Below are 26,909 nucleotides of genomic sequence, written 5' to 3'. Positions count from 1 at the left end.
TGAGCGCCGTTGGTCGCGGTGAGGCGGCGGCTATCAGGCGCACCGTTTCGCAGCGAGCGCTCACCTCAACTCGCGCCCCGCACGGCGGGAGCCCCCGACGCCAGCGCACAGCGCCCGCGCGGCCGCTAGTGGTAGCCTCGACCAGGACGACAACATGCCACCGATAGGAAGGTTCGCCCCACCCACAGGCCTGCGGCCACCCACTTGCCTGGTTGCGCGCCCCTCGTCGCTCGCGCTAACGAGAGCGTGAGAGGGCGTCGTGATCCAGGCGGCCGCTGACGCCCAGATCGAGCAGGCCGCGGCCGGCGCCGGGCCGCGCGTGCTGCTGGTGTCGGACAACCGCGACAACGCCAACTGGGGCAGCCGCGCCACCACCATGGCGCTGCTCGAACTCATGGCCGCCGCCGGCCTCTCGCCTTCCGACCGCGTGCTGGACGCCGAGGTGCGCTCGCGCGTGGCGCTGGCCGACGGGCCGGTGGCGGGCCGCCTCCTGCGGCAACCGGCCCTCGCCCGGCTCGCCGTGGCCGGCCTGGCGCGCGGCGGCCGCACGCGCCTGTCACTGGAGCGCCTGGGCGTCCGCGACGCCGTCAGCGACGACCCCGCCGAGACGGTGCGCCGCTGGCGCCGCTCAGGGCGCGAGCCGCTGGCGGAGTGGATCGCGCGCGTGGAGCGCGCGGACGCGGTGGTCGTCAACGGCGAGGGGAGCATGATCTTCACCACCCCCTCGCGCCTGGAGCAGCGCTTCCACCTGGCCGTGATGCAGCTCGCGCACGAGGCGGACGTGCCCTTCGCCTACGTCAACGCGCTGGTCGCCGACCCGGCCAACGGGCCCCGCAACGCCGCCACCGTGGCGGCGACCCGGCGGCTGCTGCCCCAGGCGCGCCTGGTGACGACGCGCGACCCCTGGTCGCAGGCGTTCCTCCGCGAGGTGGCGCCCGAGGTGGCCTCGGTTTACGTACCCGACAGCGTCTTCGCCTGGAAGGGGCGCGTAGGGCGCGGGCGCGACCTCCTGGCGCGCCCCGAGTACCTGACTCCCTTCCACGAACGCCCCGATCGGCTGGGGACCTGGGACTTCCAACGGCCGTACATCTGCGTGGGCGGCAGCTCGGAGGCCGCCAAGGACCCTAAGCGGGCGGCCGCCTCGTACCGGCGCCTGCTTCAGGCGCTGCCGGAGCTGGGGTACCCGCTGGTGGTGACGGTGAGCTCGACGGGCGACGCCTTCCTGGAGGAGCTGGCGCACGAGCTGGGCCTGCCGCTGGTGCCGGCGGACACCAACGTCATGGTGGCCACCGAAATCCTGGCGCACGCCGAACTGGTAGTGACGGGCCGTTACCACCCCGCCATCCTGGCGGGCTTGGGCGGCGTGCCGGGCGTGCTGCTGGGCGCCGACTCGCACAAGACCGCCAGCGTGCAGCAGATGCTCGGCTACCCCGACATCCACGTGTTCGCCGAGCAGCCCACGGCCGCTGACGTTAGCGCCATCTTGCAGCGGGCGCGGAGGGTGCTCGCGGAACGCCAGCGCTGGCAGGAGGCCATCGAGACGGCGTTGGCCCTCCGCGCGGCCGAAGCGCGCCGCCTGACGGGTCACCTCGAGTCGCTCGGGCAGGTCAGCGCCTGACGAGCCAAAGCATCTTCAGCATTGACTTATGGGCGCACGGCTCGCAGCACACCCTCGCGTCCATGGCTCAGGCCGGGATGGCGTCCAGCAGGGCCTGGCACGCCTGCTCGCACGCGCGGCAGGCCTCGGCGCATACGCGGAAGTGCTCCATGTGCCCGGCGTGCTTCTCGCACTCGGCGCCGCACACCTGGCAGGCCGTGAGGCACGCCCGCACCTGCGCGCGCAGGACGCTCCAGTCGGCCTCCGTCACGCGCGAGAGCATCTCGCCCGTTGCGAGGCACGCCGCCTTGCAGTCCTCGTTGAGGCGGATGCAGCGCACCAGCTCAGCCACGTTCGCTTCCCCTAGGCAGGCGTCGGCGCAGGCGGTGCAGGTCTGAGCGCAGGCGTAGCATTCGTCGACGCACTTCGCCAGCACGGAGATTTCGACCTGGGATTGGCGCGGGTGGGTTCGAAACATGTCGGCTGCTTGCATCATGGGTTACCTCCCGAACAAACACTAGCGGTGCAAACATTGGAGTGGGGTACGAGTGTGGGGGGCGGAAATCGCCTTGTCCGGCTTCAGCAGGGCACGGACGAGTCGAGCTGCGCGAAACTTGGTTGCGCACCGACCCGGAGTGCCTGGAGGCCCGCGAGCGCGCCGCCTGGCGCGACTTGCGCAGCGTGGCCCAAGTGCGCGGCACGCGCACTACTGATGGGCAGGTGAGCGTGCAGTAGCGTTACTTCCTCACGAACCACACTAATGCGGAGAAGGTGGCGTACGCGGTGCGGCGGCATCGGGGCATCGACAACGGCCTGCATTGCGTGCTGAGCATCGTGTTCGGTGAGGACCGGAGCCGTGCGCGGAAGGAGAACGCGCAAGCGAACCTGGTGATCGTACGCCACCTCGCTCTCTCACCGTTGAAGCGAGTGCCCAGTAACGGCGGGCTCAAAGGCAAACGCAAACGAGCAGGCAGGGACGACGCCTGCTTCCTCGCCGTCCGACATGGGTAAGGCTTGGTTCGGCTCTACCAGCCGAGTTGCGCCCTGCGCCGGTACCTTATAATCTAAGGTATCCTTACATTACGCGGCTTGGGGGCGCACATGAAGATCTCAGTTTCGTTCCTTGACAACCGACTCGTGCTTCACGAAACGGTCCCTATAAACGACGCTGCTGGCCGCGACTTTATCGGGTATCACTCCATTCGCAAGATTCCCGCCTACAAGGGGCAGGGCCACCTTCCCGGCTTTTACTGGTTCAGTGGCCTCAACCAGCTCGTGCCCTACGAAAGTCGTCTCGAGATGTTCACCCTGATGGGTTTCGATTTCGATGGCGAAGTGATCGGCGTACTCGCCCAACCTCTCATGCTTCATTTCGAGCGAAGTGGGGAGACGTTTAGGCACGTGCCCGACTTCCTGGTTTGGCGAGAGGGTGGTGGTGTCACGGTGGTGGACGTGAAGCGGTCAGAGCAGGCAGGCGCGAGCCGGAACCGGCGAGCTTTCGAGAGCACGGAAGTCGCGTGCCAGCACCTGGGGTGGGGTTTCGAGGTGCGCACCGAACCCGATGACACTTACCTCGCCAACGTGAAGTGGCTGGCCGGGTACCGGCGCCGCCCACCGCGGTTCGAGGCGACGGCGAGAGAGTTGGTCGGCGGCTGTGCCGATGGAGCGGTGTCCGTACGCCAACTGCTCGCCCAGATGGAGCAACCGCTCCTGGCGCGCCCAGCGTTATTCCACCTCCTTTGGAAACGGGTCCTGAAGTTCGACATGACGGCGATCCTTGAAGAAGGTTCGCTGGTCTACCTGTCTACGAGCGAGTTGATGGCATGAGGTACCGAGCGAAGCTCGAGGTCGGCGCCAGGATCTGGTGGGATGGAAAATCCTGGACCATCACGGGCTTCTACGCCGGCGAGGTCGAGGTGCAGGACCCGCGCGGCAAGCGGGCGCGGATCCTAATGGGCGTCCTCACCGAGGCGCCCGACTTCAAGGTCCTGTCGGACGTTGAGCCCGGGGAGGGGGAGTCGAGCCCCGTCTACCTGGATACGGTGCCGCCGGAACTGCTGCGGGCAGCCGAGGAGCTGGAGCGGCACCTCATGGAGGCCCTAACCGGGTTCCAGCACGGCTCCAGGGTGCTGGCGCTCGAACATGAGCCGAGTCCGCAATACGATCCTGAGTTCACTACCGTGCGGCAGCGGACTACCGCCAAGGCTCGCGAGTTGGGGATCGGTTTCAGCACGCTCTGGCGCTACAAGCAGAAGTACGAGGAGCGCGGCCTAGTGGGCCTCGTGGACGAGCGCAAACTGAGTCCGCTGAAGGACTTCGCGCGGGTGGACGACCGCGTCAAGTTGGCTCTCGGGGCGGTGCTGGACGAGTTGACGGACGAGTCGAACATCCCCAAGACGCAGTTGCGGCGGCGCACGAGGCGGAAGCTCAAGGACTTCTTCCCGGACGAAGCCGTCGAGTTGCCGTCCGAGAAGACGTTCAACAAGCTTGTCGACCGGATGGCGGCCGGGCGCGGCACCTTCGGGGCGGCCAAGGCGCGCCGCAGCATCGCCAACCGCCCTAGCAACCTCTACCGCTACTTCCAGGTGGTGCGTCCGGGCGAAGTCGTGCTGATCGACTCGACCTCCTTGGACGCGTTCGCTCTTGATCCGTTGACCTTCAAGTGGGTGCAGGTGCAGTTGACCATCGCCATGGACTTGTACACCAACTCGCTTGTGGCGTGGCGGTTCACGCCCGTCTCCACCAAGGGCGTGGACGCCGCGCTGTTGCTCTACGACGTGGTGAGGCCCAAGTTCATGCGTAACGGGTGGCCAGAGAACGCCCGCTGGTCATACGTGGGCCTGCCGGAAGCCATCGTGGTCGAGCTATTGGGCGATGCGGATCAGAACCTCGACGGGCAAGCGCTAGGCGGTCTGGCTGGGGTTCCGTTCCTCAACCCGGAAGCCGTGTGGGTGGACCGGGGGCGCGTGTTCATCTCGCGGGCGTTCCGGGACGCGTGCGTGCGGCTTGGGATAGACCTGCAGCTCGCCCGCCCCTACACCCCGACGGACAAGGCGCAGGTGGAGCGGCTGTTCCGCACCATCCGCGATAACTTCGTGGTGAACCTCAAGGGTTACAAGGGCCCGGACGTGTACTCCCGCGGCAAGGACGTCGAAAGCGAAGCGTTCTTCTTCATCGACGAGATCGAAGCCGAGTTCGCCGGCTGGGTCGCCACCTACTGGCAGAACCGCACCCACGACGGTCTCGAGATCCCCGACCTTCCCAAGATGGACCTGAGCCCCAATCGGATGTACGAGGAAGGGCTAATGCGGGCGGGCTTCACGTACGTGCTGCCAGATCCCAACCTGTACTTCGAACTGCTGCCGACGGAGTGGCGCAAGATCCAGCATTACGGCATCGACCTGCGCGGCCTGCGTTACAACAGCGAGGTCCTTGACGAGTGGCGCGACGCGCCCTCGCCCTACCCAAACATCCGCGACGGCGCTTGGCCGATCCGCTACGACCCCCGCGACCTGTCCGAGGTGTTCTTCCACGATCCTACGCTGGGCGAGTGGCATGCCATCCCCCGGCATGGCGCTTCCCCCGTCAATCGCCCCTTCAACGACGCCACCCTCAGCTACGCGAAGTCCTTGGTCATCGCGCGCGGTGGCGCCACGGCGGCGGACCGCCGCAGGGAGCTGAACCAGGCGCTCGACGACCTGCTGGATAGGATCGCGGCGCTGGAGGTCGAGGGTCGCAAGGAGCGCCGCCTTGCCGCCGTGCACGCCATGCGCACCATCGAGGCGCATGAGGAGCGGCGGCGCGCCGCGCCCCAGCGGCAGGTTGACAGCGTGATGGAGCCCGACGCGGAAGCCGACCTCGATGACCTCTTCGGCCCCGACGAGCCCCTGCAGAATGCGGGCTCACTCGGGCCCGAAGGCGCGACCGTTCAGGGCTTCCCGGCCGCAGGCGAGCTCGACCCTGAGCCTGAGGAGCCCGGGAGCGAGCCCCGTAAGCGCCTCGCCGTGCTGGACCCCGATGACTTCAGCGTCTAGCGGGGGGCGCCGCCTGAGAGCGGCACTGGGAGGTTGATGACCATAGCCGACGTGGTGGACAACATGCTTGCCAACTTCTCCGACCTGTTGGCCGAGGACGTTCCGTTCGCGCGGGAGAACCCCGAGAACTACGTGGCGTGGCGCGAGTTCGTTGCCAGGCCCGATCCGAAGAAGCCGCTCTTGCCTTCCATGGCGCAGTACCAGGCGATGAGCGACGCGGAGAAGGCCTCGTTCGACCTGGCGCGGAAGATGTACCACAACACCTTCGGGCCGCTCACCTCCCGCACCATGAAGAAGGTTCACGACCAGGTGATCCGCCTCGCGTGGGACAACCTCCGCACCGCTCCCGGGGCCCGTCAGGGCGCGATCGTGGACGGGCAAGCCACGCTCGGCAAGACCACCATCGTGCTGCACATGGGCCGCATCTACGAGGGGCTGGCGCAGCGCGCCTACGAGGGCAAGGGCCTGCACGGAACCCACGTCGAGTTCATCCCGGTGGTCTACAGCAGCGTTCCCTCGAGCACCACGCCCAAGAAGCTGCTGCAGGCATTGAACAAGTTCTACGGCAATCCCTTCGCGGAGCGCGACTCCGAAGCGAAGCTGAAGAGCCGGCTACACGACATCGCCGTGCAGTGCGGCACCAGCCTGTTCATCCTCGATGACATCCACAACCTGCACCGCGGCAACAAGAGCGCCGACAGCGTCAACGACCTCATCAAGGAACTCGCGAACCTGATCCCCGCGACGTTCGTTTACGCCGGCATCAACTGCGAGGACTCGGTGCTGCTGATGGACAGCCGCACCGGGGGGAAGGGCCGCTTCACCCAGACCCAGTACCGCTTCGCTCTGCACAAGGTCGACCCGTTCCCGTACGACGTCCATCTGGCGGGCAAGTCGGCGTGGCTGGAGTTCCTCGCGAGCGTCGAAGAGCACCTGTGCCTGATCGAGTACAGGCCCGGCTGGCTGGTGCAGCAGGAGCGCTACCTCTACCTCCGTACCGAAGGCGGCATCGGCAGCCTGATCCGGCTGGTGCGCGCCGCCGCCAACGCGGCGATCCGGGACGGCAGTGAGACCCTGTCCCGGGCTGGCCTTGAAAACATCCGGCTCGCGGAGGGCGCCGAACGCTACTACGCCGAGAAGAAGGCGGCCCTCGCGGCCATCAAGGACTCCCCGGAAGCGGTCGCGCGCCTCCTCAATTCCTCATGAACCCACTGCCACCCGCGCCTTCGCGGCACCCCATGCCGTTACCGCGTTCCCTTAGGCCAGTGGCGGGGGAATGGTTCGCCAGTTATATCGACCGCTTGGCTCACCACCTCGACGTTCCACTCATCACCCTCCTCCAGCGCGTCGGCATCACGAGCACCGAGCGGATGAGCGACGTGCCATCCGGCTACGGGGCGTACCTCGCTCCCGAAGCCCTGGCGGCCTTCGCGCGCGCCACGCATCTCACCACCGCCCAAGCGAGGGCGCTGCTGTTGGAGCGGTACCACGATGTCTGCCTCGACTTCAGCGCGCTCTACCGGGGCGAGGTGACGCAACTCGGGGCCCTCGGGCTTAGCGAGTGGGTGTACGCCTCCGGCTCGCACCTCTGTCCTGCTTGCATGGAGGAGGACGGCGGCGCGTGGCGGGTGGCGTGGAAGCTGCCGTGGTCGTTCATGTGCGTGAAGCACTCGAACCTCCTGGCGGCAGAGTGCCCGCAATGCGAGCTGCGCTTCGCCGCCTGGCGGCGCGACGGTCAACTGCGGCCCATGTTCGGAAGCCAAGTTCCCAAGCCTGGATTGTGCACGAACACGGGCCCCTCGAGCGGCAAGCGCGGCGTAAGAGCGGGCCAGTGTAGGCACGACCTCAGGACGGTCGACGTCGTACCAGTACAACCCGGGTCGGAGCTATCGCGGGTGCAGGCTCGGATTGACGAGGTCTTGGAGGCGGGCTCGGCGACGCTGGCGGGTACCACGGTGGCGGCGCCAGAGTTCTTCCGCGTGCTGCGCGGAACGGTGGCGTTGATCATGTACGCGGCATCGGCCAAGGATGTGTCGAGCCTGGTCGGAGAGACAGCGCCACGCGAGGTGAAAGAGAGCCTGGAGCGCTGGTTCGACACGCGGGATGCGACTCTCGCTAGGCTGCAGCGAAGCAAGGAGGTCGCCGCCCAGGCCGGCGAGAAGCGACGCATCGCGCCGCAGAAGATGACTGCCTTCGCACCAGCCGACCCCGCCTTGATGGGCGGGCTGCTGAGCGCAGCCACCGCGTACCTCGATGCTGGATCGGTCATGGAGGCCGCTCACAGAATGGCGCCCTTGCTCGAGATGGGTAGCGCACGTGGCGGCGGGACCTCGAGCTTCATCACCCGGCTGGGATTGCCGCCGTTCTTCATGCAACTGTATTCGCTCACGTTCGACACGAAGCGCGAGTACCTGTTCGATCCACGCCGTCCCGCCCAGACGGCCTCCAAGGGCAGCTACGCGTTCGAACCGCGCCACATCCCCCAGCTCTTCTGGCGCGGCGAGTACGCCTCCCGGTTCCGGAAGTTCTTCGATGGCCTGGCCCTCAGGGAGGAGACCGTACGGCTAACCCTGTCAGCCCTTCTCGCGGAGCTAGTGGTCGGCGGTTCGCGCGCGGAAGCGCTCAAAGCGCTCGGAGTAGAAAGAAGCGCCGTTCGCGGCGGTGTCGATAAGGCCATCTTCCTGTTACGAGAACGGGGCGCGGCCCTTGAGGCGTTCGCTGAACTGCACGCCGTGGCTGAAGCGCTGTCGACGAGCGAGCGGCTAGTGGACTATGCCCAGCGCCGGACGCGCTTCGCCACCTTCACGTGCGTCCCGCCGGTGGACTGGGCCTTCATCGCCAAGCGGGCGACCATGAACCCCGGTCTAGCGGGCGGTCGAGACGAGTTCGCCGCAACGATGGCGTGGGAGCAGTTGACGGGCAGCGATTGGCGCGGCGCTCCTGCGTTGCGCTTCCGTACAGGGAACGAAGGGGCCTCGCGCGAGACTTACCTCCGCTTCGCGAACTCCGCCACGGCAGAGTTCGCGGCCATGATGGCGCTTTACGTGCAGTACCTCGCCGACGGCGGTGAACTGGACGGGTTCGTGTACTGGGCCAGCCCGGAGATCCTGGAGCGCCACGGCATGGAAGGAGGGTACGGGTTCGGGCCAGTACACGTGCCTCAACTCTTCTGGCGGGACCAGTACGACGCGCACTTCGAACGGTTCTTCCAGGCGCTTGGCGTCTCTGCGCCCACCGGACGCGCCGCGGTCTCCGTGGCGCTACTCGAACTAGTTCTGAGCATGCCGAGGGCTCAGATCGGCGCGCTGATCGGCATCGACGAACGAAACATCAGAGGCGGCGTTTCGGCGGCATTACAACGGATACGGGCCGGTGAGCATGCGGCCGCCTTCGAGGAGCGCCTCACAGCCTCTGCTGCGGCATTGGGGCGCAACGAAGCGAGAGTGGACTTTAGGGAGCGCGGTGCTCGCCTTGCCGGCTTCACGAACATTCCGGAAGCCGAGTGGCGGGACATCTGCAAGTGCGCCGGCGTGCATGTCGGCCGAAGGAACGTACGTAGCGCACACGCGGCCGCCTGGATCTGGGCAGAACTTATGCAACAGGACGTACGTGACTCACCAGCGTTCAAGGCGCTGGTGCGAAACACTCACCAGGACTACGGCATCCATCAGAAGTTCGTTCGCGAGCAGGCCCCGATCATGAAAGGCACGCTCCTGGAGTACGGCGAATCCCTTCTCCACCCTTAGGTCGTGGATGATGTCTGGATGACGACGGTCGCAAGGCCACGCCGATCGCTGCTTCGCTGTGTTTCACGGCGAAGCAGAGAAACACCTGGTGTTTCTCTCGCCCTGGAACCGCTTGCCTTCGCGGGCGTTGATTGGTCGGGTGCCTTCGAGAGTAGGAAATCCTCACTTCAAGTTCCGGGTTGTGCTCTCAGATCATCTTCGGGGCTTGCCTGAAACTTCGTGATTCATCGCTTGTCTGTTCTAAGTTCTAGCGTCATGTCTACAGTTGTTAGGTCCATTAATGACGGGCTTTCTGTCCAGCTTGTCCGGAAACCTCTTCTGTCAGACTTGAAACGTCTGCGGAGGTGGAAGCACACAGCCGTAGCATGGATAGTTGAGAATGGCCTGGTTTGATTGTGCAATCGTTGCCTTCAGGGGTAGGCACTTGATGATGGGGTTCGGGTCGCGGGATGACTCTGTTGGCGGTGCGAACACACCGGCGGGGTGATTGCTCAGAGACTCAGATCGAATGACGAGAATACCGAGCGCTATTTGCGTGCCTGCCTCGTGACACCGTGTTGGGGTTTTTCGCCCTGGGAATGGGCCGAATTGGTTCTTGCCTAGTCACTGTGGGCTTGAGCCGAGCTATTGGAGTCAAGGCGGAGACGCTCGGCTAGTGTGGGGCATGTCGCTTGAGGACCTTATAATCGCTCACCAGGTCGTGAGCTGGTTGCCGCCCGACGAGCTCGCAGCGCTCGAGGACCTGCTGGAGCGCCCGCCGCTGCCGGCGCCGGCTTATTGCAGCGTGCGCCTCGCGGAGTTCAGGCGCCTGGTGGCGGCGGAGTTCGGGGAGGAGTGCCACGCCGTTAGGCAGCTGGAAGCGCTCATACTCTAGGGCGGCCCGCCGACCCCCCACGGCGGGCCGTTTTCCGTTGCGGCAGCCCGGCCGCGGCCGTGACAGGTGGGCTGTTTCCGAAGGGGGTGCTGGTGCGGCAGGTGAGTGTTACCGAGGCGCGGAGGAACTGGTCGCGGCTGCTGGCGGCAGTAGAGGCGGGCGAGTCGGTCATCATCACGCGTCACGGCAGGCCGGTGGCGCGCCTGGCGCCGCCCGGGGGCGCGGCGCGTTTCTTGGACCGCGCTGCCCTGCGCGCCGGCGTGCCGCCCATGCGCGATAGCGCCGGCGAGTCCATTGCTAAGCTACGCGACGACGAGCGCTACTGAGGGGCCGCGTCCGCTCGTGCGGGCGCGGGAGGGGTCCTGGGCGCAAGCGAGGGGGGGAACGTGATCACCCCAGGCAGCGCCAACGTGTTCGCCGACCTGGGGCTTAAGGATCTCGAGGAGCGCCTCGAGGAGGCGCGCCTGGCGAGCCGGACCCTGGACGGGCTGGAGGCGCGCGGCTGGGCCCCCGGCCAGGCGGTGGAGGCGCTGTCTTCGAGCGAGGTGGAGGCCGCAAGGCTCGTGGCCGGCAGGCTCAAGACCTTCAGCGTCGCGGACCTGACGGGGCTCCTGGCGCTGGTGGAGCGGGGCGCCTAGGCGTCGTCGTCTTCGTCGCCTTGCTGGCGTTCGTCGTGAGCGCGTTCCTCGGCGAGCAGGCGGCGCTTGTACGCCTCGATCGCCTCCTCGTTCAGGCGCCCTTCCTTGATGGCCTTGGCGCGCACTTCACGCCAGGTCCTGGCCTTCTGCTTGCTTTGCTTCTGGTGCGGCATCCCCATCACTCTAGACCGGCCTCAAAGGATAGGGGATGGGTCCGGCCGCGCCGGTGCGGGTCATGGCTTCCACCGTGACCTGTTGTTCCGGGTGCGGTGCTCTCAGGGTCTTGATCGCTACTCGGGCGCGGATCGTCGGAAGTGACCGTGGCCCGCGAGCGCTTGGCTCGCGGGCCACATTCCTCTTGCGAGGCATACCCGAGATTCATCACCGGCGCTAGGCCCGGCCAGGAGAGGAAGGCCCCGGGACTCCTAGGAAGGATAACAGGAAGCGCCCAGGGCGCTTAGGCATCGTCAGGGCCGGAGCGCGGCGTGATCGCCTCGAGCTCGTGGCGCAAGCGTTCGCGCTCGACCTCGAGGTCGTGCTGCGCTTGCAGGTTCAGCCAGAACTCGGGGGTGGTGCTGAAGTAGCGCGCCAGGCGCAGGGCGTCGTCGGCGGTGACGCCGCGCTCGCCGCGGAGCAGCTGCTCCAGGTCCTCGGCGCGCAGGCGCAGGTGCCGGGCCAGCTCGCTCGGGCTGAGGGCCAGTGGCTTGAGGAACTCGCTGCCTAGGATCTCGCCGGGGTGCACGGGCGCCAGGCGAGGCTCGTTGCCTGCGGCTTTCTGCTTCAAGCGCGCGTCCGCGCGGGCGCGCAGCTCTGGGGTCATGGCGTCTTCTGACAAGAACTCCTGCACGCGCTCGGTGGCGTAGGCCTCGGCTTCAGGGGCGGCGTTGGGCTCCTGGCCGGGCTGGCCGGCACCGTCCCGCAAGTAGCCATGACCCTGCTCCTGGGCTTCGCGCGTGAGTTCGTCGAGGACCGCCTGGCGCTCTTGGTCGTCGCGCGCCTTGTAGGCGAGCAGGGAGTCGCGGTCGACGCGCAGGCGGGCGCCCTCGCCGTGGTTGGCGATGAGCCCTTGCTCGAGGAGTCCCTTCACGTGAGTAGTGGAGGCGTTGAGCGCGTCCGCGGCCTGGTGAAGGGTGAGCTTCTCGGGCGGTCCCTCTTTTGGGTTCATGATCCCCCATAGTAAAGGGGGCGCGGCCCGTGTGATGCGGGCCGCGCCAGTGGCTTACCCGAGGCTCATGCACCGGCGCTTGTCCGGGAGGGGAGGCAATCGGGGCTACACGACGATGGTACCCCTTACATGCCAAGACCTCCGGCCCGGACCAGGAAGTAGTAAGCCTGCACGATGCCATGTGCAGCGAGGCTTCCTGCGGCGCCAAGCATTATCTGGCGCAGGCCTTCAGAGAAACCGGAGCCCGCATTGATAACGGTATCCAGATGCTGCGCAACCTCAAGGTTCGATGCCTCTTGCTTGCCGTTGGCGACCTCAACCAAGGCATCGATAGCAGCACCGGTCGCTGCCGCATCTGCCTCGGGCAGGTCACTCAAGCCCTGCTTCAGTGCAGCCAGTTCGTCAGCAAGGTCGAAGGTATTGTTGATCGTTACGGTGGAGTAATTGACGTCACCACCCGCCATTATCCCGTGGAACGAGCCGTGGACATGCTGCTGAACCGCGACGGGTTGGCGGGGGGTAGCTGCTTCGATCCTGCCCTGCAGCGCATTGAGATGGTCGCTCAGCACGTCGCCTAGGGCACGCCAGAAGCGTGAGAAATGCAACCTGTTGAAGTCGCTTACCAGTTCCCGGAGATTCGGACTCCAGTTGTTAGCAAAGTACATAATCTTGATGAGTGAATCGCTCCCTCCTACTGCCGCAGTTATGAGGCGGTAGTGGTAGGCCGTTGCCGCGTCCAGGCTTTCGGTGGGAGCCCGTCGCTGCGGGCGGCCATCCACAATCTGAGGGTCGGCCTCTGGGTGGTCCTCAAGCAGCTCAGCCAGCCATGACACTGCGGGTTCGCATGCGTTCAGCGCATTGAGGAAGGCCTTTATCTCGTTGCTGGCGTGGTCTACGTCGGTGTTGCTTGTAACGTTTGCTGCCAGCATCCGCAGTTGCCTGACCTGCTTTGACAGCGCGGCGCGCTCCTTCGTAAGTTGCTCCAGGTTCACGCTTGCTCTCCGCAATAGGGGCAATAGAGACCTAGAGACTCGTCGAGGGTGTTGACCTTGGCGCTTCTACCGCAGCATGCGAACTCGTGCAGGTCTAGCTCCTCATCAGCGATCGGCTCTAACTCGGGCTCGCGCTGCAGCTTGAAGTTCCTGTTCGGCTTGAGCGTGAAACCCGTGCCGCTGGCCGGGCGCAAGCTCTTGACGCTTCGCTCAATGGCCTCGCGCGCCATATTCCTGAGGGCCTCGTTCAGATACTGCGTCGTGTCGGGAGTCATGAAGTTCACGGGAGTGCCACGGTGGCCGCAAGCAACACAGAAGAAGACTTTCTCCTCGAGGGCGTACAGCTCGTTACTGGATAGTTTGAAGTTGGCTGTACAACTCGGGCACTGGAAGCGAATATAGCCGTCCGAGTCCGTCGGCAGCGGAACAAGCTTCTCTGGATTCGACATGCACCAATTGTAGATCGTACCTACCTGCCACTCAGGCGCTACAAGCTAAACCACTTGTCACCGTTTGTCGGTAGAAGAGCTGCTGGACTGCCCTAACGCCGAATAAATTCGGGGCCTAGGAAAACTCGGCCTGGCGATGTGTTCCGCCGGCGTGGGGAGTCTCGCTAGCGGAATAGGGTGTCCGGTAAACGGTGGTTGCTGTTACGCCTACTCAAGACCCTCAGGGCGGTCCCGGTTCCCCTAGATCGTCGTATCGCGTGATGGCTCGTTCTGTTCAGGGCGAGATCGTGGGCCTCGCGTGTAGGCCGTCAGGCCGATCATCAGCAGGAACAGGGCCAGCATGAAGAGGTGGGGTCCCGGTCGCGGCTCGGGCAGTTGCCTAGTGAGCACGAGTTGGCCGAGGCTGAGCATGACGGACACCGTCACGACGAACACTAGGACCCGGTGGTTCCAGTCATGGAACGTCATGCTGTCTTCGCGCGCGCCGAACTGGCGCTTCAGCGCCAGGTGGTTCACCACCACCATCAGCAGGCCGGCCAGGAGGGCCACGATCAAGCCAACAGCGAAAGGTGTCTCGGACGCGAAGCGTTCGGCGAGCAGGTAGTAGGTGCCGCCGATGACAGCGATCGCGATGTAGTTGATGAATATCAGCACGTCTGCCCCCGATCTGCTTCCGTGTTCGCGCCCTTGCCGTGCGTCCTAGAGCTGCGGGACCCGTTTCGCCGGCAGAGCGGCTGGTCGCTGGTGGAGCCTGGCCGGGTTTGGTCGCTGTCGACTCATCTTAGACCGCGAGCCTGCCGCGCAATGATCAAAGAGATTTTGACATTTGGGTAGATTGGCGTTGATGATCGCTCGGGCCGACCCTCGAAGCAAGCTCTACGCCGTCGCAGAACGGCAAGCGGGCTACTTCACCGCCGCCCAGGCGCTGGAGGCCGGCTACAGCCGCGCCTCGCAGCACTACCACCAGAAGGTCGGCAACTGGCGGCGCGAGGGCCACGGCGTCTACCGCCTCGAGCGCTTCCCCCGCACGCCCGAGGAGCCCTACGTGCGGCTCATGCTGTGGAGCCGCGACCGCGGGGGCAAGATCCAGGCCGCCCTGTCCCACGAGACCGCCCTGCAGGCCTACGAGCTGAGCGACGTCATGCCCGCCAGCATTCACCTGAGCGTCCCCAAGGGCTTCCGGAAGGAGCCGCCTGCCGGCGTCCGGCTGCACCGCCAGGACTTGCCAGCGTCCGACGTGACCGAGCGCGACGGCTACCGAATCACCACGCCCCTGCGCACCCTGCTCGACGCCGCCGCGTCCAGCCTGAGCGCCGAGCAGCTGGAGGCCGCGGTGCAGGACGCGCTGGAGCAAGGGCTGGTGCGCAAGCGGCTGCTGGAGGAAGCGATTGCCGAAGCCCCAGTTGACGTCAAGGCGCGGTTCGCCAGCATCGAGCTGTCGTGAGCTACCGCACCGCCGGCGCCTTCGCCGGGCGGGTGCGCGGACCGATGAGGCAACGAGGGCCTACCGGGCGTGACTGGGTTCCCGTTCCAACCTCCATCCGTGCCAATAACGGTCGTCTTATGGTGGGCTTAGCTAGTCCGTAAGCATGGCTGACCGGCATTATGACCGCCTCCCCAACGCTGTGTGCTTCGGCGCGTCCGCAAGATGGCATGTTGCGTCCAGGCGGTCCGTGTTTTGGCTTCGCGCCGGCCCGTCTCCGTGCTCCATCCCTTGACCATGCCTAGCGCGTCTACGTATGTTCCGGTCAATGGCGAACGCAACGCCCTCCAAGGAGCTGGTTGCTGCTTCCTCGCGGCCGCTGGTGCTGGCCGTGCTGGCGCGCGGCGAGAACTACGGCTACGCCCTGTTGCGGGAGGTGGAGCGCCTCTCGGGCGGGGCACTCACCTGGCAGGAGGGCATGCTCTACCCGGTGCTGCACCGCCTGGAGCGCGAGGGGTTGATCGAGGCGGCGTGGCGCGTGGCGGAGTCGGGGCGACGCCGCAAGTACTACGCCATCACCGAGCGGGGCGAGGCGGCGCTGGCGGCCGAGCGCGCGTCGTGGGAGGCGGTCAACGCCGCCCTCCGTAGCGCCTGGGGGCCCGCGTGAGCTTCGAGCGCGAGGCCGCCGTGCGCCAGTGGCGCCTCGCCATCCTGAGCCGGGGCGGGCTCACCGTCAGCGAGGTCGACGAGCTCGAGGATCACTTGGAGCACGTCGAGAGTGGGTTGCGGGAACGCGTGCGGCCCGAGGAGGCGTTCTGGCTGGCGGCGCACCGCTTGGGCACGCCCGAGGCGTTGACACGCGAGTTCGGCCTCGTGCGGCCGAACCTGGGTTGGGAGCTGCGGGCGCAGTGGGCGCTGTTGGGCCTCCTCGCTTACTGGCTGGTGGTGCCGCTGATGCGGACGGCGCTGCATCTGCTGGCGGTCGTGCTGGCGGGGGTGGCGCCGTTGAGCGGGGTGGCGGCCGCGCTGGTGCTCTACGCCTCCCCGCTCGGTCTGGTGCTCACGCTCCTGGGGGCCGCCTTGGTCGTGCGGCGATTCGGCGCCTCGCCCGCCAGCATCGAGGCGGCGGTGGGCTTCCTCGCGGCCAACGCGCGGCCCGTGCTCCCGCTCGCCGCTCTTGGGGTCATCGGATGGCAGGTCGGCGTCACCTTCGTGGGCTCGGAGCTCCTTTCTCGGGCTCGCGGGTTGCTGTATAGTCCCGGCCAGATCGCGCCGCTACAGTCGGAGCTGTGGTACTCGCTCTTTCCGATAGTCAGCTACGCCCTCCCGGCGTTGGCCTTGGTGCTGGTCGTCTGGTTGCGGCGGCGCCTTGAGCGCGCCAGCGACACCGAGGCCTGAGTAGCGCCTCGAGGGAACCCGCCGGTCCGCGGTGGGCCCGGGCGGCCCGCCGGCCGAGGCCTCCTCCTAGGGAGTGCCGACGAGCCGGTAAGGGGCGACGAGGTCTTGTACGGAGCTCAGGTCGAGGATCTCGCTGAGGCTGGGCGGCGGCCCGTCCGGGAAGGTGGTGCTGTTGCCGGTCAGGAACGCCACCTGGACCGCGAACGCCTGATCGACGGGCAGCGCCAGCTCGCCCGCTCCGACGTCGAGCAGCCAGGCGTGGAGGTAGACGGGCGTCCAGGCCCCCAGCGCTACCGGCTGCTCCCGGATCACCTGGTAGATGCCGTCCGTCAGGTCGGGGGTTGCGGGGTAGGGCACGCAGAACGGCGTGTGAGCGAGCGGTTCGTCACCCATGCCGGTCACCTGGCTGGCGAAGACCATGGCTAGGCCCGTGTTGGCGCCGCACACGCCGCTGCCGCCGGGCTCCTCGGGCGGCACGACCACGACCCGCAGCAGGTTCACGTCGTTACCGAAGGGTTCGCGCAGGAAGGTCGACCAGCCCATGGGCGTGGTCCCGTCCCCGAAGTCAAGCGCGAGCACGGTCGCGTCAGGGGGGATCGCGACCTCGATGGCAGCGCCACGTGCGAGCCAGCCCGCGAGATGTACCCCGTCGACGGGGACTTCCGCCACGCCCTGGGCGTGCGCCCCAGCAGCGAGGAGTATGAGAGCGGCGATTCCAAAAGCCTTCAAGACTGCCTCCTTGCGCGCACGAAGTCGGCCCTGACCGCTGGCGGGGCATGCCCCAGCACGCCAAAGGTCTCGGGGCGGCCAGGGATCTTCGTTCGTGGGCTGACTCCAACCTAGCACGCCTTGTGGTGCTAGGTATATTGCGGCTTCAGCCTTCCTGGGACATCGGGCATGTGCCTGGACCCCATGGCTCCCGACAGTGAACAGCCTCAGGGAGATGAAGCTCGGACCGGCCGGGATGGCCCCCGCGCTTTTGCTCCCCGCTCCATAAACGGTCGGATACTGTTGGCGAAGTCGAGAACATGGCACAAGAGCGTAGCCCATCGCTACACCAGATTGCATCGAAGGGTAGGGGCCCTTCCTGACGTCGCCTACACACAAGATGGGCCCTCGTCAGCCAGGTTCCATCGTTCATGCGACAAGACACAAGCGCGTAACTGGGCAACCTGAGGGGCCAGCGGCTCCGAACCCTGAAATCTGCCTCGCCAGCCGGATCAGCCGACCTCCCGCAGGAACCGCTCAATGACTCGCATGAAGCGCTCGTAGTCCGGTCGAAAGACCTCGTGACCAGAGTCTTCGAAGACCTCGAGCTGGAGTCGAGGCCACGCAGTCCGATAGCGCGTCAGGTCCTCTGCAGTTACGGAGGGGCTCTGCCCACCAACGATGAGAAGTATCGGGCAAGTGATGCGCTCGATGTCTTCCCAGAGCTCAACGGTTGTCGACTCTGAGATCATCGCACGAATCACGTGCTCTGGAATGCCACGACTCGCCGCGAACGGCTTGGCCTGCTCAGCCCATCTATCGGTGAGTTGCCTACTAACCGCAGGGTAGTCCAGAAGAATCAGGGCCGTTACTCGATTAGGTCGCTGCAACGCGTACGAAAGGGCGATGGGCACGCCCGCCGAGAAGGCCATCACACACGCAGGCGCCAGTTGGAGTTGGTCTAACACCGCCTCCAAGTCTCTAACTCGATCCTGCAGAGCGTAGCCAGACTCCGGAGCGCTCGAGGCGCCTACACCGCGAGGGCTGATTGCCACCGTGGTCCTAGGTGCGAGCCGGCTCATCTCGGCCCGGAAGTCGTCAGCGCCGCCCAACGAACCAGGGACATACACCAATGGCGTAAGGACCTCATCGCCACGTTGCATCAAGTAATGAAGGCGTACTGATTCGCGCTCGACATGGCCTTCGGTAATCACGGTGAAATGACCATACCAAACCCAGGAACACAACTAGCGGTGTATTCAAGAACGGCACGGGTAGGTTAACGAAGTCGGACCGTCATGCTCTGAGCGCCGCGAAGCGTGATCTTCGGGTGCGCTCCACCGGGCGGCCCGCCAGGAAGTTGGTAACCCGGTCGATGTTCATGGCTGCTGCCGTGGCGACGTGCTGCAGATGCACTCTTGCAAGGCCGCGGTACCTAGCGCGCCGCAGGCCCAGGGCGCGTACGCCCTGACTAATGGTGCCCTCCACGCCTGCCCGCAGCGCGTAGAGTTCCCGCCCGGCGTTGCTGGCGAGGCGTTCGCGCATGGCGCCGATGGCCTCGTGCGCGTCGCGGGGATGTAGATGGAGGCTGCGCCCTTGCTTACCTGAGCGGGTGCAATGCGATCGCAACGGGCACGCTCTGCAGGTGGCAGTTGCGAAGCGCGCCACCACGTACGCGCCGCGCGCGTCGTCCTCGTACTCCCGCCAGGAGTTGCTCTCGTGCCCTTGCGGGCAGCACGCTCGCTTCTTGTCCCAGTCGATGGCGAACGCCTCGTTGGTGAAGCCCCCGGCGGTGCGCGCCTGCCAACTCGCATCACGGCGCGGCGGGCCGATCATGCTCACGCCGTGCTCCTCGCGCACCTTAACCAGTAGTTTCGCGTCGATGTAGGCCGCGTCCGCCAGGTGCTCGCCGGGCAGCAAGTCCTTGGCAGCCAGCGCGTCGTGGACGGCTTCCACGCGCCTGACCTCGTGCACGGTGGCGGCGGTGGTGTCCACGTGCGTGATCAGGTGCGGCTCGTTCTCCTCGCACGTCTCGGTCAGGTGCGCCAGGTAACCGGTCCACTCCACTTTGAAGCGGCTGCGGTAGCGCGCGTCGGGATCGTAAGGCGACTCGGTCGCCTCGGCAGCCTTGGCCAGCTCCCGCTCGGGTCTGAGGTGCACCCGACCGCCCTCGCCGTGGTCGTTATCACGGCTGAAGTGCCGCTCCCATACGCGCTTAAGGACCGCCACCGCTGGTAGGTCGGCCAGCCCCGGCGGCGCAGTCTCGAGCAGGTCGAGCAGGTGGAAGCCGTCCTCCCCGACGCTAGTGGCGTACGCCGCGCGCGCCGCTTGGCTGGCCGGCAGGCGGCTGTCCTCGATGCGGCGGGCGTAGCGCTCGTACCAGGCGGCCGGCGCCACCGCGGTGAGCCAGGCGGGTGCGGCGCGCGCCAGCTCGTTGAGGGCGGCGCGCAGCGTCTCCGCCACCAGCTCCAGGCGGTTCATGACGCGCACGGCGGCCAGCACGCGCGTGGCGTCGGTGCGGGCTCGCTCGCCGGCCCGCACCAGGCCCAGCTCACGGCAACGCTCCAGCAAGCGATCGAGGAGCGTCGCCTCGCTGCCCCCTTCACGCAGGCGGGCGCGGAACTCGCACAGCACCGAGAAGTCGAAGCCGGCGTCCGCCAACGGCAAACCCAGCAGGTACTTAACGTCGATGCGCGCCCTCACCGCCTCCGCCGCCTGCCGGTCGGAGAGGTTCTCGCGGTACTGCACCAACGTCACCAACGCCAAGCGCCACGGCGGCAAGGCGGGCTGGCCCAACCGCGGGTAGAGGTCCGCGAAGTCCTCGTCCCGGAAGACGCCGCCGAGCTCGTCTCGCAGCGTCAAGTAGGGGTTGCCCTTAGGGAAGGCGGCGCGCGCGACGCGGGCAGTTTCGGGCGGAACAGCCTGGGCATCACTGAGTCTCAACATGCCCCAGTATGCTGCCAGCTCATGAGCCGACTTCGCCAACAGTATCCGGTCGTATTCGAGACACTCGCGCGGGGGTGCGCTGCCACGGGTTTTCCGGGGCGTCGGAGTGTTGCAAAAGCCGTCCCATAATCTATGTCTCGTAAACCCGCTAAGTTTGTCTTTCTGAACTCGGCCAGAGTCCGAGAGCGCTCAGGCCGGTCCGTTACTCTTCTGGCGCTGAAGCGATACTCTGAAAAAGCGGAGGAATACCATGGAGGAGGAGTTGTTCGAGGATCTTCTCGAGAGCGTGGCGGAGGCCGGTTCTGTGCTGCGCGGGGAGCGTGAAGCGGCACGGCGCACCACACTGGGGAAGGTGACGGCCCAGCTCGGGAGCGTCGCGTACCGCTCGTTGACGCGGGTTTGGAAGACTCGGAAACGTGAAGCTCTAGGCGCCTGCTGTATCCGAGGCCCCAAGGTAATGCCGGGGTTGAAGTCGCTCAATCTACAGATGTAATCCGCCGCGATTTGGCGCCTCAAAAGGCGTAGGACATAGTTGAGCCTCAGGCTCTTCACTGGTATCGGTCTGGCCGAGGTGGCATTTAGTTGCTCGTAGGTTGCCAAGAGCAAGGATTGGAATTGCTGCGGTGCTAGTTTGGCGCCCCGCGTGTCCAAACCGCAAACCGGCCCGTGAGACGCAAACCTGTACCCTGGCTGTAATCACGCGTTTGGACTACTTGCGAGTAGATATGTCGAGAGGGGGACAATGTGTCGGTAGAAGTTGGCTTCTGGCGGGTCGACGGCGACCAACGAAAGATTCACTTCACTCCCATGCCAGACGAGCGGCGGCTGGAGGACATCATCACGAGAGACCTCGACGTCGTCGACCCAAACTTGTTGCTTATCGGCCGGCAGGTCAGCACTGCGTTCGGCACCCTGATTGACCTTCTCGCGCTCGATGCCGACGGGAATCTGGTGGTGATAGAGCTCAAGCGCGCCAAGACACCGCGCGAGGTCATCGCCCAACTCCTCGACTACGGCTCCTGGGTGCGCACTCTAGAAGACGACGACATTGCACGCATCTTCGCCGACCACCAGCGCCGCTACAGCCCTGGGCGCGAGGAGCTCTCGCTCGACGACGCCTTCAAGGCGCGCTTCAACGTTCCCGACCTGCCGGAGGAACTCAACGAGAGCCACCGGCTGGTCCTCGTGGCAGGCGAGCTCGACGCGGCCAGCGAGCGCATCGTCACCTACCTCAACGAGGAACACGGGGTCGCGATCAACGCTGTGTTCTTCCGCTTCTTCCGCGACGGAGATGCTGAGTACCTTAGTCGAGCCTGGCTCCTTGACCCGAGCGAAACCAGTCAGGTCGCACGTGAGACCCGCGGTGAGGGACCTTGGAACGGTGAGTACTACGTGTCCTTCGGTGAGGGCCCGCGTCGCAGTTGGCAGGACGCGATGAGGCACGGCTTCATCTCCGCCGGCGGTGGCGCCTGGTACACCAACACCTTGCGGCAGCTCGCGCCCGGTGACCGCATATGGGTGAACGTCCCCGGCCGCGGCTACGTCGGCGTTGGGAAGGTCACCGAGACGGCTACGTCCATCACTGAGTTCACGCTGCCAGACGCCGAAGGCGTGTCGCGGCCCGTCACCGAAGTGGTTTCAACGGCGCCGGACCCCAGCGAGTCGGAGGACGAGCTAGAGCACTATGTCCGTGTCCAGTGGCTTCATACTGTTCCGCTTGGTCATGCCGTACGTGAGAAGGGCTTCTTCGGTAACCAGAACACCGTGGCGCGCCCCCGCACGAGCAAGTGGCCCCACACGGTTGAACGCCTGAAGGTCCGCTTCGGCTTGCAACGCGACGAGACAAAGGAGCCAGGGACGCATGTCAATAAGCCCAGGCAACCCGAAACAGGACTTTAGAAGGCCTGACGCCTGACGCCCGGGAGAACCGACTAGGCCTCGATCGCGGATGCTGGGTCACTGTCATAATCCAGGTTCTTTTCGTCTAGCGGCGGAAGCGCGTTGACAATCCGTACCGTCTCCAGGCTCACGTGGATGATGCGCTGGAGCAGGTCCAAGATGTAGCTGGGATTATCGCTCCACTCGTTCGGGTCGTTCTTAATGCCGCTCTTCTTGTCGACCTTGACCTGGTAGCGGTCCATGATCCACTCGACGGCGCTCTTGCCGTTCACCTCGTACTCGTACGCCTCGAGCGGGATGTCGCTGATGGTGACGTGCTTGTTGTAGATGATCGCGCTCTTGTCCGGCTGCTTGTCCTTGCGTGGGAAGCGCATCTTATCGACCCGCAGGGCTTCAGCGCTGTCCGGTGAGGAGTGCGTGTTCGTAACTGTTACGGGGTGCTTTGTCTGGCTCTCGTAGTTGACGTGGATCTCACCGAGCTCGCGGCCCGCGCGCGAGAAAGCCCAGAAGTCCTCTGTGAACGGGATGCGCGGGAGTTCCTTTCTAAGTTCCGCATCGAAACGCTCACGGTACTCAGGGCTATGGAGAACTCCATACACGTAATAGAAGATGTCTTCCTTCGTGATGCTCGAGTCGCCGTATCTATCGCGGTAGGACACCAGTGTGTCGTCCGTGATCGCGCTGCGCCGGACGTAGCGACCAGCAACCCCTGGCTTTTCAGAGAAGAGGCCTGATTGATCGCCGTCTGCCTCATCGTAGTAGTAGAGCGGGAAGTTCTGACCTTTCTCTAGGCGATCAAGGTTTGGTAGGGAGTCCGTCATCAAGGCTGAGAACGGCTTGCTGGCGCTCACTCCCGTGACGCTGATTAGGCGGTTCTCGGCATCAGGTGTCGGGAACAGCCGAGGTGTCAGCCCGGGACGCTCGTTCAAGTCCTTATCGAAGTAGACATGCTGCTTCGTGAATGGCCTGTAAGAGCCTCGGAATACCCGGGACCTCTTGAACGAGAGCCTTCTGCCCGCCATGAGATCCTTCTTGAGATTCACGGACCAACTGATTCTTGCAGCGTCGTTGCTGACGACCTCGAGCGCCTCTGATGGCTCAGCGCCTGCGTGGATGGCGTCTTCGTAGAGGTCCACCTGCGTGTTGTAGAAGTCGATCATCCGGTCCACGTTGCGTGCGAGCTCGTCTTGAGAGAAGTTGTAGACCCAGGCGTCCCGATTCGTTGACAAGCCTAGGGAGTAGGTAGCGAAGATCGGGCTCTCATCCTTCCCTCTCTTGTCGCCGAGCACCTGGAAGGCCTGGAAGTCCTCGCCCCGCTGGTTGATCCAGTCGTGCCTAGCGTTGGGCGTCACCTGGCGCCAGGGGATACCAGCCACGCTTCCGAACTCCTCGATGGCGGCGAGCTTCTGGTCACGGCTCAGGTAATCCCCGATGTCGTAGTAGTGAAGGTTCCCCGGCGTTTGCTTCGCAGGGTTCTTCACGAGGAGGGTAATGGCGATGGTTGCTCGGCTTCCCGAGTCGAAGATTTTGCCGCCTTCGCGACGTGACGTTTCACCGGATGTCCGCTGATTGCCACGCAGGTTGAACACATAGATGCTGCTGAACTCGTCTACTAACGTCTTACGCATTCCGTCGGCAGCGTTGCCGTCGATGAAGGAGCCGTTGGTGACGAAGCAGATCACGCCTTTGTCCTTGATCCGGTCGCTAGCCCAGCGGAAGGCGCGGATGTCGAGTCGTAAAGGCTGTTCTTGTAGCCGGCGGTGGAGTGGGCCGCGTACGTGTTGGCGATGGCTTCGTCGAGCCTCGGGTACTTCAGGTTCTGGTTGTCATCGTTAGCGCTGTCTTGACCGGCGCTGTAGGGAGGGTTGGCGATGACCACCCGAATGTCGTGTGCCTTCTGTTTCTCAGCGCGCTCACTATTCTCGGGCAGAACCGGGAAGATCGCGCCCGCCTGGCCGTTGGCTGGGTCTTCCGTCATCTGGAAAGTGTCGGTCAGGACGATGCCCTCGAAGGGCTGGTACTCGCCGCCAGCTAGGCTGTGGTAGGTCTCCTCGATGTTGATGGCAGCGATGTAGTAGGCGAGCAGCACGATCTCGTTGGCGTGCAACTCGTGGCGGTACTTGTGGGCGAGGTCCTCGGGCTTGATGAGGCCACTCTGGAGGAGCCTGACCATGAAGGTGCCGGTGCCGGTGAAGGGGTCGAGGACGTGTACGCCTTCGTCGCTGATGCTGGCGCCGAACTCCTCGCGGAGCGCGTGCTCGGCGCTGTGGATGATGAAGTCGACGACCTCGATGGGGGTGTAGACGATACCGAGGCGGTCGGCCATGCGGGGGAAAGCGGTACGGAAGAACTTGTCGTAGAGCTCGACGATGATGCGCTGCTTGCCTTCGGCGTTGTCTATGCCCTTGGCGTTCTCGCGCACGCTCTCGTAGAAGCCCTCGAGGGACTCGGTCTCCTTCTCCAGTGCCTGTTCTTCCAACAGGTCGACCATTCTCTGCATGGCGGCGCTGACGGGGTTGTGCTGCGAGAAGCTGTAGTCCTCGAACAACGCCTCGAACACGGGTCTAGTGATGAGGTGCTGCGAGAGCATCTCGACGGCCTCGTCGCGGCTGACGGCGGGGTTGAGGTTGCGGCGCAGGCCGGCCAGGAAGTCCTCGAACGCCTTAGCGTGCTCCGACTCCTCGTGCTCGAGCAGGGTCTGGATGCGGTCGATGTGGCGCTGGGCTATCTGCGCAACGTCCTTGGCCCAGCTCTCCCAGTAGCGGCGGTTCCCGACCTTCTCGACGATCTTGGCGTAGATGGCGTCGCGCCACTCGCCGATGTTGTCGAGCTCGAAGGCGAAGCCGTCCTGCACGGAGGTGTCGCCCTCACGTTCCTCGCTGCCGCCACCGACGCCGATGACATCGATCTGCTTGGGCTTCTTCTTGTTGAGCTCGATCTTGTTGACGGTGCTGTCGAAGCGCTCGTCGTGCGCGCGCAGCGCCTGGAGCACCTGCCACACGACCTTGTACTTCTGGTTGTCGGCCAGCGCCTCACTAGCGCTCATGCCGGCGGGGATGCCGATGGGCAGGATGACGTAGCCGTACTTCTTGCCGGGCGCCTTGCGCATGACGCGGCCCACGGCCTGCACGATGTCGATCTCGCTGTCGCGCGGCTGCAGGAACATCACCGCGTCCAGGCTGGGGACGTCGACGCCCTCGCTGAGGCAGCGGGCGTTGGTGAGGATGCGGCAGGTGTTGTCGGGCGTGGGTGCCTTGAGCCAGTCGAGGCGGTTGTTGCGCTCGAGCACGTTGAAGGTGCCGTCGACGTGCGCCGCCTCGCAGTAGAGCAGGTCGTCGTCGTCGCCGGCGTGCTCGAGGTACTCCTCAACGATGTCGGTGAACATGCCGGCGATGCGCTTGGAGGTCTTGATGTTGCCGGCGAAAGCCACGGCGCGCTTCATGGCGGCGGTGTCGCCGGCGAGGCCGTCGTCCTCCACGCTGTCGGGGGTGCGCTTGGCGAGGCCGTTCCAGCAGCCCACGATCTTGACGGCGTCGTCGAGGCTGAGTTCGTTGTTGGCGTCCGCCAGCTGAGCCTGGAAGGTCTTGGTGACGTGCTTCTCGTCGACTGCCAGGATCATGACCTTGTAGTCGCTCAGGAGCCCCTGAGCGACGGCCTCCCCGAAGTTGAGGCGGTGCAGCTCCTCGCCGTAGTGCTCGGGGTCGTCCATGCTCCACAGCAGCGCCTCCTTCTCGGCGGCCCTGGTCACCTGATCGTCGCTATAGAGGCGGGGGGTGGCGGTCATGTAGAGGCGCTTCCTGCCGCGCACGATGTCGTTGTCGTGCACCTTGGTGAAGTGGGAGCGTTCCTCGCCTTGCAGGGTGGCGCCGGTGGTGCGGTGCGCTTCGTCGCTGATGATCAGGTCGAACTCGGGCATGCCGAGCGCCTGCGCGTCACTAACCACCTGGATGCTCTGGTAGGTGCTGAACACCACCGTCATGCGTTCGGGCGCGAGCGTGCTGGCCTGCTCGTGGAGCTTCTGGGGGTCGGTGGTGCTGGGGAAGGCGAGGTCATGCACGCGCAGGTCCTCGTCCTCGCGACCGCGGCCGATCTTGCTGTCGCTGCACACGGCGAAGCACCTGAGCGGCACTTCGGCGTCGCCCGTCCACTCGCGCAGCGTCTGCGAGAGGAGCGACAAGGAAGGCACTAGGAACAGCACGCGCTTGCCGGCGCCGGCCATGCTCTCGGCGATCTTGAGGCTGGTGAAGGTCTTGCCGGTGCCGCAAGCCATGATGAGCTTGCCGCGCTCGGCCTCAGCCAGGCCAGTGGTCACCTTCTCGTGAGCGATTACCTGGTGGGGGCGCAGGCTCTTCTTGGCCTTGAGGTTGATGTCTTCAGGTTTCTCGAGGGTGAACTGGCTCCAGTCGACAGGGCTGTTGGCTAGATCCTGGACGCGCAGGCGCGTGACGGGGATCTGCTGCTCGTCGAGGGCTTGCTCGGCGTGCTTGCTCCACTTGTCGGTGGTGCTGATGATGATGCGGCTCTTGAACGGATGCTTGCCGCTGGCCGTGAAGAACGAGTCGATGTCGCTCTTCATCAGGTAATGACCGGGCTGGTAGAACTTGCATTGGATGGCCACTAGGTCGCCGGTGTCGCGCTCTTCGGCCACTAGGTCGATGCCGGTGTCGGGTTGGTTACCGCGGCCGGGCCAGTCCTTCCAGAGCCACACGTTGCTGTATTTGGCGGCGTACATGGGGTCCGTCTGGAGGTAGGACTTCATTAGGCGCTCGAGTTTGTCGCCTTTGTCGCGGCCATCCAGGGCGGCTCCCGCGAGTTGGTTTAGCAGGCCGTGGATGCCGCCGCTCGGTGTCTGGTCGGCATGTGTTGGTGAGGTATTAGCAGAAAGCACGTGTTGCCCCCCGATGTCAGTAGTTGGCTTCAGCATATCAGTGCTCCGAACAGCGTCCTGACCGTTCGCTTACTGGGTCGCGGCACTCTGCGGATTCTCTGTTTGCTATTAGCGCGCTGATTGACGATAGGGTTCGCGGATCGCATCTCCTT

23 protein-coding genes are annotated in these 26,909 nt (G+C 65.3%); 12 read left to right on the top strand and 11 right to left on the bottom strand.

Features of this window, described 5'->3' with window-relative positions:
- Positions 1 to 259 precede the first annotated feature (259 nt).
- On the top strand, positions 260 to 1,618 hold the full coding sequence (locus tag ROY82_08780) for a polysaccharide pyruvyl transferase family protein (GenBank protein MDT3682550.1): 1,359 nt from the start codon (positions 260 to 262) through the stop codon (positions 1,616 to 1,618).
- 67 nt (positions 1,619 to 1,685) lie between these two features.
- On the opposite strand, the gene ROY82_08775 is transcribed toward ROY82_08780, so the two are convergent.
- Complete coding sequence (locus tag ROY82_08775) at positions 1,686 to 2,093, bottom strand: four-helix bundle copper-binding protein (GenBank protein MDT3682549.1); 408 nt, start codon at positions 2,091 to 2,093, stop codon at positions 1,686 to 1,688.
- A 593-nt stretch (positions 2,094 to 2,686) separates the two neighbouring features.
- On the opposite strand from ROY82_08775, the gene ROY82_08770 reads away from it, so the two are divergent.
- From ROY82_08770 to ROY82_08740, 7 genes are all read left to right on the top strand, one after another.
- Positions 2,687 to 3,424, top strand: coding sequence for a TnsA-like heteromeric transposase endonuclease subunit (locus ROY82_08770; GenBank protein ID MDT3682548.1), 738 nt, complete (start codon positions 2,687 to 2,689; stop codon positions 3,422 to 3,424).
- Positions 3,421 to 5,631, top strand: coding sequence for a Mu transposase C-terminal domain-containing protein (locus tag ROY82_08765; protein MDT3682547.1), 2,211 nt, complete (start codon positions 3,421 to 3,423; stop codon positions 5,629 to 5,631). Before ROY82_08770 ends, ROY82_08765 begins: the two co-directional genes overlap by 4 nt.
- Before the next feature lie 36 nt (positions 5,632 to 5,667).
- Positions 5,668 to 6,837, top strand: coding sequence for an ATP-binding protein (locus ROY82_08760; protein MDT3682546.1), 1,170 nt, complete (start codon positions 5,668 to 5,670; stop codon positions 6,835 to 6,837).
- Positions 6,834 to 9,377 (top strand): TniQ family protein, encoded by a 2,544-nt coding sequence (locus tag ROY82_08755; GenBank protein MDT3682545.1) that lies wholly within the window; start codon positions 6,834 to 6,836, stop codon positions 9,375 to 9,377. The genes ROY82_08760 and ROY82_08755 overlap by 4 nt, the downstream gene beginning before the upstream one ends.
- 664 nt (positions 9,378 to 10,041) lie before the next feature.
- Positions 10,042 to 10,251 (top strand): hypothetical protein, encoded by a 210-nt coding sequence (locus ROY82_08750; protein MDT3682544.1) that lies wholly within the window; start codon positions 10,042 to 10,044, stop codon positions 10,249 to 10,251.
- A 92-nt stretch (positions 10,252 to 10,343) separates the two neighbouring features.
- Positions 10,344 to 10,577 carry a type II toxin-antitoxin system prevent-host-death family antitoxin gene (locus tag ROY82_08745; protein ID MDT3682543.1) on the top strand — a complete coding sequence of 78 codons (234 nt, stop codon included), beginning with the start codon at positions 10,344 to 10,346 and terminating at the stop codon, positions 10,575 to 10,577.
- Positions 10,578 to 10,637: 60 nt separating this feature from the next.
- Positions 10,638 to 10,889, top strand: coding sequence for a hypothetical protein (locus tag ROY82_08740; GenBank protein MDT3682542.1), 252 nt, complete (start codon positions 10,638 to 10,640; stop codon positions 10,887 to 10,889).
- Here the strand turns inward: ROY82_08740 and ROY82_08735 are convergent.
- The 5 genes from ROY82_08735 to ROY82_08715 form a co-directional block, all read right to left on the bottom strand.
- Positions 10,886 to 11,062 (bottom strand): hypothetical protein, encoded by a 177-nt coding sequence (locus tag ROY82_08735; GenBank protein MDT3682541.1) that lies wholly within the window; start codon positions 11,060 to 11,062, stop codon positions 10,886 to 10,888. The two genes, ROY82_08740 and ROY82_08735, sit on opposite strands and share 4 nt — an antisense overlap.
- Positions 11,063 to 11,346: 284 nt before the next feature.
- Positions 11,347 to 12,054, bottom strand: a complete 708-nt coding sequence (locus tag ROY82_08730) for a HigA family addiction module antitoxin (GenBank protein ID MDT3682540.1) — start codon at positions 12,052 to 12,054, stop codon at positions 11,347 to 11,349.
- 125 nt (positions 12,055 to 12,179) lie between these two features.
- Positions 12,180 to 13,046 carry a hypothetical protein gene (locus tag ROY82_08725; protein MDT3682539.1) on the bottom strand — a complete coding sequence of 289 codons (867 nt, stop codon included), beginning with the start codon at positions 13,044 to 13,046 and terminating at the stop codon, positions 12,180 to 12,182.
- A complete protein-coding gene (locus ROY82_08720) occupies positions 13,043 to 13,495 on the bottom strand; it encodes a hypothetical protein (protein MDT3682538.1) in 453 nt (150 codons plus the stop codon). Before ROY82_08720 ends, ROY82_08725 begins: the two co-directional genes overlap by 4 nt.
- Before the next feature lie 240 nt (positions 13,496 to 13,735).
- Positions 13,736 to 14,149: a hypothetical protein gene (locus ROY82_08715; protein ID MDT3682537.1), complete on the bottom strand. Its 414-nt coding sequence runs from the start codon at positions 14,147 to 14,149 to the stop codon at positions 13,736 to 13,738.
- A 190-nt stretch (positions 14,150 to 14,339) separates the two neighbouring features.
- Between ROY82_08715 and ROY82_08710 the strand changes: the two genes are divergently transcribed.
- The 3 genes from ROY82_08710 to ROY82_08700 all read left to right on the top strand — a co-directional run bounded on the left by ROY82_08710 (position 14,340) and on the right by ROY82_08700 (position 16,316).
- Positions 14,340 to 14,939 (top strand): hypothetical protein, encoded by a 600-nt coding sequence (locus tag ROY82_08710; protein MDT3682536.1) that lies wholly within the window; start codon positions 14,340 to 14,342, stop codon positions 14,937 to 14,939.
- 307 nt (positions 14,940 to 15,246) lie between these two features.
- Positions 15,247 to 15,585, top strand: coding sequence for a helix-turn-helix transcriptional regulator (locus ROY82_08705; protein ID MDT3682535.1), 339 nt, complete (start codon positions 15,247 to 15,249; stop codon positions 15,583 to 15,585).
- The gene (locus ROY82_08700) at positions 15,582 to 16,316 is read left to right on the top strand and encodes a hypothetical protein (protein ID MDT3682534.1); all 735 of its coding nucleotides are present in this window, start codon (positions 15,582 to 15,584) and stop codon (positions 16,314 to 16,316) included. Before ROY82_08705 ends, ROY82_08700 begins: the two co-directional genes overlap by 4 nt.
- A gap of 66 nt (positions 16,317 to 16,382) precedes the next feature.
- Here ROY82_08700 and ROY82_08695 read toward each other — a convergent pair whose 3' ends face one another.
- The 3 genes from ROY82_08695 to ROY82_08685 all read right to left on the bottom strand — a co-directional run bounded on the left by ROY82_08695 (position 16,383) and on the right by ROY82_08685 (position 19,970).
- On the bottom strand, positions 16,383 to 17,045 hold the full coding sequence (locus tag ROY82_08695) for a hypothetical protein (protein MDT3682533.1): 663 nt from the start codon (positions 17,043 to 17,045) through the stop codon (positions 16,383 to 16,385).
- Positions 17,046 to 17,536: 491 nt separating this feature from the next.
- Positions 17,537 to 18,238: an alpha/beta hydrolase gene (locus ROY82_08690; GenBank protein ID MDT3682532.1), complete on the bottom strand. Its 702-nt coding sequence runs from the start codon at positions 18,236 to 18,238 to the stop codon at positions 17,537 to 17,539.
- 82 nt (positions 18,239 to 18,320) lie between these two features.
- On the bottom strand, positions 18,321 to 19,970 hold the full coding sequence (locus ROY82_08685; GenBank protein ID MDT3682531.1) for an IS1182 family transposase: 1,650 nt from the start codon (positions 19,968 to 19,970) through the stop codon (positions 18,321 to 18,323).
- A gap of 807 nt (positions 19,971 to 20,777) precedes the next feature.
- Between ROY82_08685 and ROY82_08680 the strand changes: the two genes are divergently transcribed.
- Positions 20,778 to 21,869 carry an endonuclease NucS gene (locus tag ROY82_08680; protein ID MDT3682530.1) on the top strand — a complete coding sequence of 364 codons (1,092 nt, stop codon included), beginning with the start codon at positions 20,778 to 20,780 and terminating at the stop codon, positions 21,867 to 21,869.
- Between the two features lie 32 nt (positions 21,870 to 21,901).
- Here the strand turns inward: ROY82_08680 and ROY82_08675 are convergent, their stop codons facing one another.
- Together ROY82_08675 and ROY82_08670 are read right to left on the bottom strand one after the other, a co-directional pair.
- Complete coding sequence (locus tag ROY82_08675; protein MDT3682529.1) at positions 21,902 to 23,551, bottom strand: type ISP restriction/modification enzyme; 1,650 nt, start codon at positions 23,549 to 23,551, stop codon at positions 21,902 to 21,904.
- Positions 23,548 to 26,793: a DEAD/DEAH box helicase family protein gene (locus ROY82_08670; GenBank protein ID MDT3682528.1), complete on the bottom strand. Its 3,246-nt coding sequence runs from the start codon at positions 26,791 to 26,793 to the stop codon at positions 23,548 to 23,550. Before ROY82_08670 ends, ROY82_08675 begins: the two co-directional genes overlap by 4 nt.
- Positions 26,794 to 26,909 lie beyond the last annotated feature (116 nt).

Source organism: Truepera sp. (genome assembly GCA_032027045.1).
Lineage (GTDB): Bacteria > Deinococcota > Deinococci > Deinococcales > Trueperaceae > JAAYYF01.
Note: the sequence above shows the minus strand (reverse complement) of the source record. Positions and strands in the feature narration are given on the sequence as shown.

Excerpts from the sequence above, each read along its gene's own strand:
- ROY82_08705 (MDT3682535.1), top strand. The coding sequence starts at position 15,247 with ATGGCGAACGCAACGCCCTCCAAGGAGCTGGTTGCTGCTTCCTCGCGG.
- ROY82_08710 (MDT3682536.1), top strand. The coding sequence starts at position 14,340 with ATGATCGCTCGGGCCGACCCTCGAAGCAAGCTCTACGCCGTCGCAGAA.
- ROY82_08775 (MDT3682549.1), bottom strand. The coding sequence starts at position 2,093 with ATGATGCAAGCAGCCGACATGTTTCGAACCCACCCGCGCCAATCCCAG.
- ROY82_08755 (MDT3682545.1), top strand. The coding sequence starts at position 6,834 with ATGAACCCACTGCCACCCGCGCCTTCGCGGCACCCCATGCCGTTACCG.
- ROY82_08670 (MDT3682528.1), bottom strand. The coding sequence starts at position 26,793 with ATGCTGAAGCCAACTACTGACATCGGGGGGCAACACGTGCTTTCTGCT.
- ROY82_08680 (MDT3682530.1), top strand. The coding sequence starts at position 20,778 with ATGCCAGACGAGCGGCGGCTGGAGGACATCATCACGAGAGACCTCGAC.
- ROY82_08730 (MDT3682540.1), bottom strand. The coding sequence starts at position 12,054 with ATGAACCCAAAAGAGGGACCGCCCGAGAAGCTCACCCTTCACCAGGCC.
- ROY82_08720 (MDT3682538.1), bottom strand. The coding sequence starts at position 13,495 with ATGTCGAATCCAGAGAAGCTTGTTCCGCTGCCGACGGACTCGGACGGC.
- ROY82_08765 (MDT3682547.1), top strand. The coding sequence starts at position 3,421 with ATGAGGTACCGAGCGAAGCTCGAGGTCGGCGCCAGGATCTGGTGGGAT.
- ROY82_08750 (MDT3682544.1), top strand. The coding sequence starts at position 10,042 with ATGTCGCTTGAGGACCTTATAATCGCTCACCAGGTCGTGAGCTGGTTG.
- ROY82_08685 (MDT3682531.1), bottom strand. The coding sequence starts at position 19,970 with ATGTTGAGACTCAGTGATGCCCAGGCTGTTCCGCCCGAAACTGCCCGC.
- ROY82_08735 (MDT3682541.1), bottom strand. The coding sequence starts at position 11,062 with ATGCCGCACCAGAAGCAAAGCAAGCAGAAGGCCAGGACCTGGCGTGAA.
- ROY82_08760 (MDT3682546.1), top strand. The coding sequence starts at position 5,668 with ATGACCATAGCCGACGTGGTGGACAACATGCTTGCCAACTTCTCCGAC.